Origin of the sequence: Anoxybacillus sp. J5B_2022 (assembly GCF_026847645.1) — a bacterium.
GTDB lineage: Bacteria > Bacillota > Bacilli > Bacillales > Anoxybacillaceae > Anoxybacteroides.
The window spans coordinates 40,079-51,917 of the sequence record NZ_JAPSMC010000020.1 but is presented as its reverse complement, the minus strand read 5'-3'; the positions used below and the strand labels follow the sequence as shown (position 1 = coordinate 51,917).

16 protein-coding genes, 1 pseudogene and 1 riboswitch are annotated in these 11,839 nt (G+C 43.0%); of the genes and pseudogenes, 4 read left to right on the top strand and 13 right to left on the bottom strand.

Annotated elements, in window-relative coordinates; translation table 11 throughout:
• On the top strand, positions 1–539 hold a 539-nt coding region (locus M4I42_RS07850), incomplete at its 5' end, for a nitroreductase family protein (protein WP_268851649.1).
• Between the two features lie 17 nt (positions 540–556).
• On the opposite strand, the gene M4I42_RS07845 is transcribed toward M4I42_RS07850, so the two are convergent.
• Together M4I42_RS07845 and M4I42_RS07840 are read right to left on the bottom strand one after the other, a co-directional pair.
• A complete protein-coding gene (locus M4I42_RS07845; RefSeq protein ID WP_268851648.1) occupies positions 557–1,828 on the bottom strand; it encodes an ATP-binding protein in 1,272 nt (423 codons plus the stop codon).
• A 90-nt stretch (positions 1,829–1,918) separates the two neighbouring features.
• Positions 1,919–2,164 (bottom strand): YueH family protein, encoded by a 246-nt coding sequence (locus M4I42_RS07840; protein WP_268851647.1) that lies wholly within the window; start codon positions 2,162–2,164, stop codon positions 1,919–1,921.
• A gap of 166 nt (positions 2,165–2,330) precedes the next feature.
• On the opposite strand from M4I42_RS07840, the gene M4I42_RS07835 reads away from it, so the two are divergent.
• Complete coding sequence (locus M4I42_RS07835) at positions 2,331–2,474, top strand: hypothetical protein (protein WP_268851646.1); 144 nt, start codon at positions 2,331–2,333, stop codon at positions 2,472–2,474.
• 32 nt (positions 2,475–2,506) lie between these two features.
• Here the strand turns inward: M4I42_RS07835 and M4I42_RS07830 are convergent, their stop codons facing one another.
• Positions 2,507–2,932, bottom strand: a complete 426-nt coding sequence (locus tag M4I42_RS07830; RefSeq protein WP_268851645.1) for a hypothetical protein — start codon at positions 2,930–2,932, stop codon at positions 2,507–2,509.
• Between the two features lie 174 nt (positions 2,933–3,106).
• On the opposite strand from M4I42_RS07830, the gene M4I42_RS07825 reads away from it, so the two are divergent.
• Positions 3,107–3,301 carry a hypothetical protein gene (locus M4I42_RS07825; RefSeq protein ID WP_268851644.1) on the top strand — a complete coding sequence of 65 codons (195 nt, stop codon included), beginning with the start codon at positions 3,107–3,109 and terminating at the stop codon, positions 3,299–3,301.
• A 30-nt stretch (positions 3,302–3,331) separates the two neighbouring features.
• Here M4I42_RS07825 and M4I42_RS07820 read toward each other — a convergent pair whose 3' ends face one another.
• The gene (locus M4I42_RS07820) at positions 3,332–3,805 is read right to left on the bottom strand and encodes a sigma-70 family RNA polymerase sigma factor (RefSeq protein ID WP_268851652.1); all 474 of its coding nucleotides are present in this window, start codon (positions 3,803–3,805) and stop codon (positions 3,332–3,334) included.
• Positions 3,806–4,109: 304 nt separating this feature from the next.
• Here M4I42_RS07820 and M4I42_RS07815 point away from each other — a divergent pair, with 304 nt between their 5' ends.
• The gene (locus tag M4I42_RS07815; protein WP_268851643.1) at positions 4,110–4,286 is read left to right on the top strand and encodes a YkvS family protein; all 177 of its coding nucleotides are present in this window, start codon (positions 4,110–4,112) and stop codon (positions 4,284–4,286) included.
• A 27-nt stretch (positions 4,287–4,313) separates the two neighbouring features.
• Here M4I42_RS07815 and M4I42_RS07810 read toward each other — a convergent pair whose 3' ends face one another.
• From M4I42_RS07810 to M4I42_RS07770, 9 genes and pseudogenes are all read right to left on the bottom strand, one after another.
• On the bottom strand, positions 4,314–4,973 hold the full coding sequence (locus tag M4I42_RS07810; protein WP_268851642.1) for an oxidoreductase: 660 nt from the start codon (positions 4,971–4,973) through the stop codon (positions 4,314–4,316).
• A 121-nt stretch (positions 4,974–5,094) separates the two neighbouring features.
• Positions 5,095–5,424, bottom strand: a pseudogene (gene queF, locus M4I42_RS07805) (preQ(1) synthase); the annotation flags it as partial.
• A gap of 391 nt (positions 5,425–5,815) precedes the next feature.
• Complete coding sequence (locus M4I42_RS07800; protein WP_442864088.1) at positions 5,816–5,989, bottom strand: hypothetical protein; 174 nt, start codon at positions 5,987–5,989, stop codon at positions 5,816–5,818.
• 53 nt (positions 5,990–6,042) lie between these two features.
• Entirely contained in the window at positions 6,043–6,774 is a 732-nt protein-coding gene (gene queE / locus M4I42_RS07795) for a 7-carboxy-7-deazaguanine synthase QueE (RefSeq protein ID WP_268851641.1), read from the bottom strand.
• Positions 6,774–7,211, bottom strand: a complete 438-nt coding sequence (queD, locus tag M4I42_RS07790) for a 6-carboxytetrahydropterin synthase QueD (RefSeq protein WP_268851640.1) — start codon at positions 7,209–7,211, stop codon at positions 6,774–6,776. Before queD ends, queE begins: the two co-directional genes overlap by 1 nt.
• The gene (gene queC, locus M4I42_RS07785; protein WP_268851639.1) at positions 7,211–7,873 is read right to left on the bottom strand and encodes a 7-cyano-7-deazaguanine synthase QueC; all 663 of its coding nucleotides are present in this window, start codon (positions 7,871–7,873) and stop codon (positions 7,211–7,213) included. Before queC ends, queD begins: the two co-directional genes overlap by 1 nt.
• 77 nt (positions 7,874–7,950) lie before the next feature.
• Positions 7,951–7,995, bottom strand: a riboswitch (PreQ1 riboswitch).
• Between the two features lie 67 nt (positions 7,996–8,062).
• A complete protein-coding gene (locus M4I42_RS07780) occupies positions 8,063–9,172 on the bottom strand; it encodes a GerAB/ArcD/ProY family transporter (protein WP_268851638.1) in 1,110 nt (369 codons plus the stop codon).
• A gap of 24 nt (positions 9,173–9,196) precedes the next feature.
• On the bottom strand, positions 9,197–10,276 hold the full coding sequence (locus M4I42_RS07775; protein ID WP_268851637.1) for a Ger(x)C family spore germination protein: 1,080 nt from the start codon (positions 10,274–10,276) through the stop codon (positions 9,197–9,199).
• A gap of 13 nt (positions 10,277–10,289) precedes the next feature.
• Entirely contained in the window at positions 10,290–11,804 is a 1,515-nt protein-coding gene (locus M4I42_RS07770) for a spore germination protein (RefSeq protein ID WP_268851636.1), read from the bottom strand.
• Positions 11,805–11,839: the final 35 nt, after the last annotated feature.

The window sequence follows — 11,839 nt, the reverse complement described above, 5'->3', positions numbered from 1 at the left end:
AAGAAGAGCTAACCGAAATTGTGGAACTCGCCGGAAAAGCACCTTCCGCTTGGAATTTGCAACATTGGCACTTTTTCGTGATCCACGGAAAAGAAGCGCAACGCCGCTTACTTCCAATCGCGTACAATCAACAACAAATTGTTGACGCTTCCGCCGTCATTGCCGTTTTAGGCGATTTGGAAGCCAATCAGAATACCGATACGGTGTACGACCCGCTTGTTCAAGCAGGCGCCATGACAAAAGAAATTAAAGAAACGTTAGCACAGCAAATCACAATGGCTTATGAAAACAAACAGTACGCACGCGACGCGGCATTTAGCAACGCTTCGCTCGCTGCGATGCAGTTGATGCTTGCCGCTACGGCCAAAGGATGGGGGACGTGCCCAATTGGCGGCTTTGATGCGGAAAAATTCTCTGCGGAATTCCAAGTACCGAGCCGCTACATCCCGGTCATGCTCATTACGATCGGAAAAAGCAGCGCTCCTGCTCACCGTTCGACACGCCTACCAGTGGAAGCGACTACTACATGGGTCGAATAAAGAAAAAGAGGCGGCCTTTACTTTAGGCCAGCCTCTTCATATATAGGTAACGATACGTGTACGATCGTCCCTTTTCCGACTTCGCTATCAATTTTAATCGTTCCTTTATGTTCGTGAATAATTTTCGTACTTGTCGTTAATCCAAGCCCCATTCCTTTTTCCTTTAGAGTAAAGAACGGTTCGCCAATTTTTTCGAGGCGCTCTTTTGATATGCCGATACCGGTATCAGCGATCGTCACATGCACCTCATTTTCTTCTCGCCATACTCGCAAATCTAGACTTCCGCCCTTCGGCATCGCCTCAATCGCATTTTTCATAATATTAATGAACACTTGAATGAGCTGGTTTTTTTCCCCGTGAACAACGACACTAGAAGCATTGTTATCAATAGAAATATTCACACCATTTAACAACGCTTCATGGCTGATTAAATGAACGACATAGTCAATCGCATCACCGAGAAGAAACGGTTTGTAGCAATGACTTTGCGGCTTAGCAAGCACGAGCAGTTCACTGACAATCTGATTTATTCTTTCCAATTCATCTAATATAATGTCAATATATGCTTCTTTTACTTCTCGCGTTTCTTTGACCATTTGCATAAACCCTTTAATCGATGTGAGCGGGTTACGAATTTCATGGGCAATGCCAGCAGCGAGTTCTCCGAGCACCGACAGCTTTTCTTTTTTCAATAGGAGCGTTTCTGCGACTTTTTGTTGCGTAATATCACGGCCGATCGTTAATAACCCTTTTCTCTCGCCATTTTCATCAAACAGTGGGACTTTAATGACATCAAACGTCTTTATTTCACCGCTCGGCACCATAAATGACTCTTCTGCCCGTGTCATCGTTGCTTTTCGCCATGCTTCCTCATCGGTTTTTACACAATATTCAAATGCCTCTTTAAAAAACGGCACAATTTCCCCGAGATCAAGATCTGTTTTTCCGTAATAATCCACATCTTCAAGATGATACAATTTCCGTCCGAAATCATTCACACTCAACCAGCGGCCTTCGCTATCTTTAAAACAAACGAAATCGGGCATCGAGTTAATGAGCGTAGATAACTGTTGTTCATCTTCCGCTGTTTTCTTTAGCTGTTTGCTTTTTTCCATCAATCGATAAAGGAAAAAAGCCGATAGCAGTACAAAAAGCCCGCCCTTCCCAATGCTAATCATTATTTGCACGGGATAATCTAACCGAAACATTTGTAACATGAAATCCGTTACCACAATCCAGCATATGCTAAATAGGAAATAAACAACCACTGCCTTCTGTTTTTTGATCACCTTTCCATCGAACCCCTAACGTTAACTCGATAATTCAAAAGCGGCGAAGCTTTTGAGCTCCACCGCCTCGTTCCGCGGCATGAATATATTTTACATTTCGCGAGTCCAATATAAAAGCTTGTCCACGAATGGCTCTGCCTGCTCGTTCACCACTGTTTTCCTAAGCGATACTAACAACTTTGTCCGCAATGTTTCTATTTCTTCTTCGTAGCGCACTAAATACGACCATTCAAGATCAGGAACGGCAATCACAATATATTCTTCTTTTCTATTTTCGTAAATGTATACATTCGTCGTTGTTCGCTCGTCTAGTACGTTTGCCTTCCTTATTTTCACACTGCCACCTCTTCAGTTACTACAAAATTGTGCTTTTATTTTATCAAAATTTTACAAAATGTTCAAATGGAAATTTCAACCTGCTGAAAATATAAAGAATTTTCAAAAAATATTGACGAATTGTGACAAAAATGTGACAATAAAAAAAGCAAAGGAAGTGATGAAAATGAGAATTGGGAAAATTTTGAAAAATGCAATTGCATCTTATGTAACGGTAGTGGTAGTTCTCGTGTTGCTTCCTGCCTTTCTTGTGACAAACGACATTAGCCTCATCCAAGGAATTATTGAGTCAATGAATCCAGCAAAATAAACTGCGGCTACTTTAGCCGCAGTTTTTTGCTTTTAGCGATGTGGATAGTAGCCGTATGGAAATGGTGGCATTCCGTAATAGCCTGGTCCGTACGGGTACGGCATCGGTCCCGTCGGCATTTGCGTCGGCGTACTTGGCATTGGATAAGGATAAGCACCTGGCATCATCGGCATGCCCGACATTGGCGCTGGACTAGAAGGCATCATTCCCATTCCCGGCGCCTCCATCTCTGCCATCGGATATGCTCCTCCCATCGTCGTTGGGGCCGCTCCGTGCCACATTGACGTTGGCTGGCAGCCGCAAGGAGAAGCTGGTGTATACATCGTCGGCATCGTTTGTGTGGTTGGCATCATCGGTAATGCCGGCGCATTGTTGTCATGATGGCGCATCATGTCATCGACATCGTACCCCTCGTCATAAAACGGAGCATCGTTCATATATGGATTCCACTCGTTCATCTTTCTCTCCCTTTCTTTTAGTCGTTAAGTATGTTTATGATACATACCCACCATATTGTATGAATAAACAAGCAAAGGGTGTTTGCCCGCAACGAAAATGGGTGTTTATCCTACAAAAGACGCAACAATTACGCTAAAATAACATTGAATTCGTGCATCTTCGAGGTGAGCAAGATGGATGAAACAGTAGCAGCAAAGCTTTTAGACGATTTGCGCGACGGAAAAATTGCCGAGCTGTTCGTCCAAAAAGACGATTTCCTCGTGTTTCGCTCGGTGCTTGTCAAACGCAGTGATTTTAAACATTTTCGCGGCATCGCCCAACGTGGTGGGCACGTCATTTATCATTATTTGAAAGAGCCGCGCAGCTAGCTCCCTCCGCGTAAATTCGGAGGGACTGTTTTATAGCCACGGCCGGCTCCGTAATTTTTTTAACGCAGTGATGCGCCACTGCTTCACTGCCCCCACAGGAACTCCTTCTTCTTCAGCAATTGTTTTTAGCGGTTTATTTTCCACAATATAGCCGATTACCCATTTCTGTTGCCGCTCGGTCAGCCCTTGTAACACATCTTCCAAAACGATCCGATCGTCATTAGAAGGCGTGACGGAAAGGACGTTCGTAACTTCATCCGTCAACGAACATTCGTTTGTTGTTCGTGTATATTGTTTGCGCAAATGCGAAAGCATGGACCAATACACTTTTTTATACGCAAATGAGGAGAAACTCCCTTTTTCCGGTTGAAACTGTTGCGAAGCTTCCCATAAGGCAATTAACCCAACTTGATAATACTCATCCCATTCGTTCGTTACATGTAGCTTTTTCATCACGCTTACAATCATCGGACGGTACGCTTCCACTAACTGTTCAAACGTCATCACGTCTAAACCCTTTCTGAAAGCGCGCTTTCGTGTATTCCGCGGTATTATTACAATAAAAAATCTTTCGCTTTTCGTCGAATGTACGAATAAGGAAAAACAGAACTCCATCGCTGAGAAATAAGCAATACGAATGATAAAAACAACTTATTTTCAGCGACGTTCTCCCGAGAATTGGCGATTTCCGATTTTTTTCTACAGGCATATATTTGCTGCTTTTTGATAAAAATTAGGAAAAAAAGGGCTTTACTTATGCGAGAAAATGAGGCAAACTATAACAAATACGGTGTAAAGGAGAATAGTAATGGAAAAAGCGGAAGTAGGCAACATTATTGAATTTAAAAACGGATTGCGCGGCATTGTAGAGAAAGTGAACGAAAACTCCGTCATCGTTGATTTAACATACATGGAAAATTATAAAGAGCTCGATTTACAAGAACGAACTGTCGTTAACCATAAAAATTATAAAATTATTAAATAAAAAACCGGCCGCAGATGCGGTCGGTTTTTATACAAATGCTGCAACTTCGTCCGACTCGTAAATATAAATGCCTTTTCGACAAGCGGTCGCCGCATGAAACATCGCCAACGCGACTTGTTTCGCCTCGATTGGCTTATATTTTCTCCATTTGCCGACAAATAAAAACGGCAAGCGTCCAAATACCCATTCCGCTGTTTTTTCGACAAGACGAAATTCTTCCCGTTTGCCGATCAACAAAGATGGCCGGAAAATGTGTAGCGAAGGAATCGAAAGCCGCTGCAACGCTTCTTCTGTTTCCCCTTTGACGCGGTTATAGAAAAAAGGAGAATGCGGATCGGCCCCGATGGCAGAAACGGTCAAAAAGCTTTGCACATGGCACTTTTCCGCCAGCGTCGCCGCGCGCATCGTATATTCATAATCAACTTGAATAAATCTCTGTTTTGTTTTCGCTTTTTTCATCGTTGTGCCAAGGCAGCTGAATACGTCATCGACGTAAAAATAGCGTTCGTATGATTCCAATTTGTTAAAATCGATGACGACTTGTTGAAGCTTCTCGTGCTCCATTGGCAATCTCCGCCGCACTAAAACGGTGACTTGTTCGTACACGTCCGATTGCAGCAACAATGTGAGCAGTTCACGTCCGATGAGTCCGCTTGCTCCGATTAATAGAGCCGTCCTGTCTTCCAAGACTAATACCCCCAAATAAAAAAATCAATTGTCATTATATATAAGTTTCCTGAAAAAAACTACTACTTTTTTTTGAACTTTTTCGCGAAAATAAAACCTCCCCGCCAAAGCGGGGAGGTTTTTACCGATTATCTACTTTTTCTGGGTATAAGTCGTGGTTCATTAGCCGGTATTCCGCCATTTTTTCATATTTTGTTCCCGGCCGACCCCAGTTACAATACGGGTCAATCGAGATGCCGCCGCGCGGTGTAAATTTCCCCCACACTTCAATATAGCGTGGCTCCATCACGTTAATTAAGTCGTTCATAATGATGTTTACGCAATCTTCGTGAAAATCGCCGTGATTGCGGAAGCTAAATAAATAGAGCTTTAACGATTTACTCTCTACGCACTTTTTGTCAGGAATGTAACTAATGTAAATTGTAGCGAAATCTGGTTGCCCGGTTTTTGGCATCTACTTTAGAAAGTAGGTGGACTATATCTTATTCTTGCTCAACTGCGATATTGAGCAAGAACCCTTGCGCTTCCACTATGGGATTTAAACCTCATAGTGTACTCTACTCTCTTCCTCCATCACTACTCTAACTCGCTTCATGATGAAGTGATTTCGATAGTCTCTGCACCTTCCCTAAAAAATGCATCAACTCATTTTTTAGGGCTTGGCTCAGGGTTGGAGAAATAGGGTTCTAATAGATAAAGAAGTTTGCAACAATACAAACACCTCAATACGAACATACATTCCTATGTTTGTATTGTACACAAAATAATGAATATTTTCTACCCTATTCTCTTTCCCTGAATTCACAAGGTTTAGCCGACAGTGTCACCACTGAAGTGTGCCCTTATTGACACAAGCTCGTAAACTCCGGGCAATTAAATTTCACAAAATAATCTCGGTCGGGATGTTTGTTGTCGAATACTTCTAGCACTTCTGGGCTGTATTCGAATAAATATTTTGTTCCTTGGTTGCCGAGGAGCGTAACGCCTTGCAATTCTTCTTCTTTTCTTCCTACCATTGTTCTTTCCCCTTTCTTTTTTTCGTTATGGCGGAGGCATTCATGCCTCCGCTTTATACGCCGCGCTTATTGCCCCATAAAAGAGCGTGCAGCTGCGGCAAGACGCGAACGTCATTCATTTTTGACGATTGCACCACTTTTTCCACTAGCCATTCGAGCTTATGAAGCAATCTCGTGCGCAGCGACGTGTCGTCCATTTCTGTGACATTCTCATTACCGACTTGCAAATAAAACGGAATGGAGCGGTACCGCTCATGAACATATGTTGCATAAGCAAAATCGGCATCATCAAACACAACGACTTTTAAACTAACGTTCGTTTTTCTTTCTGCTTTCACTAGCTTCTCAATGATGTCATCAAGTACCGCAAAGTCCGTCTCCATCCCTGAACTTGGCGGCTTCGGTGAAATCGTTAAATCGTCAATCGCATAAAACCAATCTTGCCAACAGCTTCCTTGCGTTTCTAGCGCCACGCGAATTTCTTTTTCTTTTAACAGCTCAATCAATTCCTCGAGCCCTTTCAATAGCGCCGGATTGCCGCCGGAAATCGTCACATGACTAAAACGATTTCCGCCTAACGCAACGAGTTCGTTCCAAATGGCTTCTGCTGTCATTTGCTGAATTTCCTCTTTCGCCGATCCGTCCCACGTAAATGCAGAATCGCACCAACGGCAGCGGTAATCGCAACCAGCCGTGCGGACAAACATCGTCTTTTGCCCGATGACCATTCCTTCCCCTTGAATCGTTGGCCCGAAAATTTCAAGCACCGGAATCGTTCTTGCCATTAGCGATTCCCTGCTTTCGGCCGATAGACGACATAACTTGTTGGGGATTCCCGCACAAAGACTTGTACGCATGTCGGCCGGTTCGGCATCGTATCAAGATGTTCTTGCACAATTTCCGCAATTTTGCGAGCAACTACTTCTGTCGTCGGAAAATCTTCGGCACGCGTATTGCTGAACAAATCCGTATGGTCATTGATTAATGTATGATCCAATTTCCCGTGGACAATTTTCTTCAGCTGTTGGAAATTGATTAAAAAGCCTGACTCGTCTAACTCGTCACCAGCAACGGTAATATTGACAAAATACGTATGTCCGTGCGTGTTCGCACATTTTCCAGCCGCTTCGTGCGGAATAAAATGAGCTGCAGCAATTTGCATATCTTTATTTAACTCATAACGGAAGTTGTGAAATACTTGTGGGTAAATTTGCTGAAGCATCAGTTCTCCACTCCTTTCTTTTTCTCTAAATATTGTTCAAGCCCTCGCTTACGTAAGTTGCACGCCGGACATTCGCCGCATCCGTCCGCAATGATCCCGTTATAGCACGTAAGCGTCTTCGTTCGAACGAAATCGAGTGCACCCAACTCGTCTGCCAACTTCCATGTTTCTGCTTTATTCAGCCACATGAGCGGTGTATGAATGACGAATTGATAATCCATGGCCAAATTCAATGTGACATTCAACGACTTAATGAAAATATCGCGACAATCCGGATAGCCGCTAAAATCCGTTTCACATACACCTGTGACAAGGTGACGCGCCCCTTTTTGTTTCGCAAGCACTGCCGCAAACGATAAAAACAGCAAGTTCCGGCCATCGACAAACGTAGACGGCAACTGTCCTTCTTTCTGCTCAATCGCGATCTCGCTGCGCGTCAACGCATTCGGCGCCAACTGATTCAACAGTGACATATCGAGCACGGTATGCGGAACGCCGAGCTCTTTCGCTATGGACGCAGCGACGTCGATCTCCAGCCGGTGACGTTGATTGTAATCAAATGTCACTGCTTCCACTTCCGCAAACTGCTTCAACGCCCAAAATAAACACGTCGTGCTGTCTTGGCCACCGCTAAAGACAACGACTGCTTTTTCTTGTTTCATCCCTTTCGCTCTCCTTTCTTTTTATCAAGAAGAAAGAGCGTTCTAAAACAAAAAGCTATACCCTCCTAAGGATATAGCTTTCCCTAGTTTTTTATAGAGGGTTGTTCTAGAACCTCTCCCGTACGAACAAAATGTTCCTACGGATTTCTTCTATGAAGTTTTTTTCCTTCCATACTATATCACACTTCTTCATTTCATACTAGCCTTCCATTTAAAACGTTTCATGAACGATGCATACACATAAAAAGCAGGAATATAGCCAACGACAAGATAAAAACCGATCATTGAAACGATTTTTCCTAACTTATCGATCTCTTCCCTTGTATTAAAAAGGAGCGAAGCCACAAAAATAGTAATTAAAACAAACGGCAGTGATAAGCGTTGCTGTAACGAAATGATCCGTTTTAATCCGCGCGTCACCGACCAAACGGCTAAACAAATAATCGGAAAAACAACGAGCACATAAATGGAAATAATAATGTACTCCATCCGCTCAATAAACGGAATTTCAGGAATTTTTCCAAGCGTCAACGTCGGCCATATAATATGTTTCACTTGTTCCTCGTTATAAAAAACGGTCGAAATAAAAATAACTACTAAATAAATAAACATCGTAAACCCGTTCGCCCATTGTGCCCATTTTTGCGATTGTTGCCCGTTTTTTATAAATGAATAGTACATGAACAACATTTCAAATCCGAGGTATTCGACCGTTATTTCTTTTGCTCCTTTCAAAATATCGATCGCGGAATGATCGAAAATCGGCAAGAAATTGCGATAATGGGCATACTCCAGCGGGAAAAATAACATCGGAAAAATGGTAAGCAACGGGATCACTACTCCCCATAGGCATAACCCGACGACGGTGCGAAAGCCACCAGACACGGTATAATACGTTAACAATAACAAAATCAAGCTAAATTGCCACGTTCCCATGAGCGGAAACATCCATACTTGAATGACTTCAATATATAATCGCAGCACAATCAACGCAAGTAAGAAAAAATAAATAACAAGCCCGATATTGAACACATTCCCAATCCATTTTCCAAAATATTGCACATTTAGCTGAATGACATCTTCGCTGTTTCCTGATAAATGAAAAATTTTATAAATCATCCATATCAATAAATGGGAAGCAACGCCGGCAACGATCACGCTCATCCAGCCATCGTGCCCAACTTTTTCGTTTAACTGGCGCTGAAAACTCAGCACTCCGATGCCGACTTGCGCGCAATGAATCGTAAAAAAGACAAAAAATGGTGAAACGAAAAACCGTTCACGTTCCGGTTGGTTCATAGTTTCCCTCCACATCCGGCTCGTTTATTCCCCGATGCCTGTTTGAACAATGTCGATTTTGACATGCGGACGGATTGTTAGCTGCCGGTATTGTTCGTAAAATACTTTCTCGTTCCAATGTCTTGTATGGCTGCGAACAAAATCACCGATGCCGAGCGGGTCAATTTCTTTTTTCTGAAAATAAAGGAGCAAACTTGAAATGTCTTTTTTTAAATGTTTCTCCATTTGTTTTCGCACAAGCGCGAACGCTTGTTGATTTGGCAAATCAAGCCATATCGGATAATCGCGAATGACCGCCCGAATATGAATGCGAATATCGACAACTGGCTCTTTCCCTTTTTTCAGCGAATACTTAGACGTTGCGTATAAATTCTCCAATAATACCCTCCCTTTTTGTTTCTGTTTCGCAATCGGCATTTGATAGACGCCGTTTTTTGTTTCATCCAACAACATTTTCACCAAAAACGATTGCCGCAAATCAATGCGACCGACGTAATGGTCGTCTTTAAACAGGGCGAGCCCTTCTAATTTCACGAAATTCCCCTTTTTTTCGAAATACGGCAAAAACGGATCACGTCCTTTGCCAAAATAATTGTATAAAAAAATATGTAAATTCGTATTCGGCAAGTTCATTTCGCGAATGTTTTGTTCGACAAGGTTTGATAAATAAAGCATATCGCTCAATGTCATTTTCGCCGTAATGCGCAACAATTCTTCTGCATCGCCTTTTGCCACCGCCAGCTGCAAATGGCTACCGACTTTATTGTTTCGTGCCAAACTGTGCACAATTTCGCTAATTCCTTTTTTCGCAAACGATTTACCAAACAAGACAAGCCGCATTTTCCCTTCTTCAATCGGCAGCGCCGATTTCGATGACAGGCGCGGAATTAAATCGTACGTCGTCGACGACTCCGTTGTTAAAACGTCCGGCTTCGTCATCGGACCTTGTTTGAATGTCGGATAAATGGCCGTACCAGTGTACATTCCGTTTCTCCAGTCATATCCCATCGCATGAATAATTTGGACTTGGTCGACGATGCGAGAACTTTTGCAACCGGCTAATAGGAATGTCCAGATGAACATGAGATAGAGAAGTCGTTTCATGGCATTCCCCTTCTTACTCATCAATATCTTTTTTTTGCTTTGCTTTGTTTGGATCATACCGCCAAAACGTTCGAGGCCGTAAATAACTTGGACGCTTCGCTGTCAAACGATACGAAGAACGAATAAAACTATCAGCAAAGTCTTTAATACGAAGCGGATATAACGGTACTAAATACGGATTCCCGAACGATTGTAACCTTCCTAAATGAATAAGCAATAAACAAATAGCAAAGGCGATGCCGACCCCTCCCCAAAAGGAAGCAAAGAAAATAATCGGAAACCGGATGAACCGAATCGTATTGGACATTTTGAAAATCGGGGTAGTAAAGGAGGCGAGCGCAGCGAGCGATACGATAATAAGCAAAATATTACTCGTCAGCGCTGCTTCTACGGAGGCTTGGCCAATGACAATCCCCCCGACGATCCCGAGCGTTTGCGCTACCTTTGTCGGAAGACGCGCCCCAGCCTCGCGTAGCAGTTCAATCGTAATCTCTAAAAACAACACTTCGAGCGTTGGCGAAAATGGCACGTTGGAACGCGAAAAAATAATTGGACCAAGCAAATCTTTCGGAATCATCTCGTAATGGTACGTTAAAACTGCTACATAAATAGGAGAGGCTAAAATCGAAAACATCACGCCAAACATGCGAATCAAGCGAAAAAATGAACCGAGCACCCACGGTAAATAATAATCCTCCGGCGATGTAAAAAAATCAAAAAGCGTCGACGGACCGGTAATGACATACGGCGAACCGTCAGCCAAAATCGCCACTTGCCCTCCCACTAAAGCATAGACGACTCGATCTACCCGTTCCGTTGACACAAACGAAGGAAACGGCGAAGAAGAATTGTCAGACAAAAGTTGATCAAGCAAAGATGTATCAAACACAATATCAAACTCGATGTCATTGACCCGTTGCATGACCGTTTCTAACGTTTGTTCATGAACGATTCCGTCAATATACGCGATGACGACTTTCGTTTTAGACATTGTACCGATCGTTAACTCTCGAAAAACTAAATTCGGGGTGGCCACTTGCCGGCGCAATAAATGCAAATTCGTTCCGATGTTTTCGACGAAGCCCACTTTTGGGCCAACGACGCTAAATTCATTTTCTGAATCGTTATTTTGACGAAGCCCTAAATGATCACTTGCCAAATTAATTAAGGCACAACAGCTATCATCATGTTTTAACTGAATGAGCGCAAACCCTCTTAATAGTTTCATTTCTACTGTTTGGACATCCGAAGTGATTTCGATGCGCTGAACCGGGATAATTCGTTGAAGATCGCGCACCGAAAGGGAAGGATAGTTTGATACATCCCGCTGCAAGTGACAAAGCACTTGTTGCTGTAATAGTTTCGGATCGATCAACGAGTCAAAATAAGAGAGCAAAAAACGATGTCCGCTCCCTTGAAGTTCAAGCGTGACAAAATCGCTCGACCGCTTCAACTCCTGCAATAGCTGCGCGATCGTTTTCGGTTTGTTCGGTTTCCTTCTCTTTAAAAAAAACGAGAAAATAGACATGTAACAATCCCCTCAACCGTCCTATCTTTTCTCCT

Excerpts from the sequence above, each read along its gene's own strand:
- M4I42_RS07835 (WP_268851646.1), top strand. The coding sequence starts at position 2,331 with ATGAGAATTGGGAAAATTTTGAAAAATGCAATTGCATCTTATGTAACG.
- M4I42_RS07830 (WP_268851645.1), bottom strand. The coding sequence starts at position 2,932 with ATGAACGAGTGGAATCCATATATGAACGATGCTCCGTTTTATGACGAG.
- M4I42_RS07825 (WP_268851644.1), top strand. The coding sequence starts at position 3,107 with ATGGATGAAACAGTAGCAGCAAAGCTTTTAGACGATTTGCGCGACGGA.
- M4I42_RS07820 (WP_268851652.1), bottom strand. The coding sequence starts at position 3,805 with ATGACGTTTGAACAGTTAGTGGAAGCGTACCGTCCGATGATTGTAAGC.
- M4I42_RS07815 (WP_268851643.1), top strand. The coding sequence starts at position 4,110 with ATGGAAAAAGCGGAAGTAGGCAACATTATTGAATTTAAAAACGGATTG.
- M4I42_RS07800 (WP_442864088.1), bottom strand. The coding sequence starts at position 5,989 with ATGGTAGGAAGAAAAGAAGAAGAATTGCAAGGCGTTACGCTCCTCGGC.
- queE (WP_268851641.1), bottom strand. The coding sequence starts at position 6,774 with ATGGCAAGAACGATTCCGGTGCTTGAAATTTTCGGGCCAACGATTCAA.
- queD (WP_268851640.1), bottom strand. The coding sequence starts at position 7,211 with ATGCTTCAGCAAATTTACCCACAAGTATTTCACAACTTCCGTTATGAG.
- queC (WP_268851639.1), bottom strand. The coding sequence starts at position 7,873 with ATGAAACAAGAAAAAGCAGTCGTTGTCTTTAGCGGTGGCCAAGACAGC.
- M4I42_RS07780 (WP_268851638.1), bottom strand. The coding sequence starts at position 9,172 with ATGAACCAACCGGAACGTGAACGGTTTTTCGTTTCACCATTTTTTGTC.
- M4I42_RS07775 (WP_268851637.1), bottom strand. The coding sequence starts at position 10,276 with ATGAAACGACTTCTCTATCTCATGTTCATCTGGACATTCCTATTAGCC.
- M4I42_RS07770 (WP_268851636.1), bottom strand. The coding sequence starts at position 11,804 with ATGTCTATTTTCTCGTTTTTTTTAAAGAGAAGGAAACCGAACAAACCG.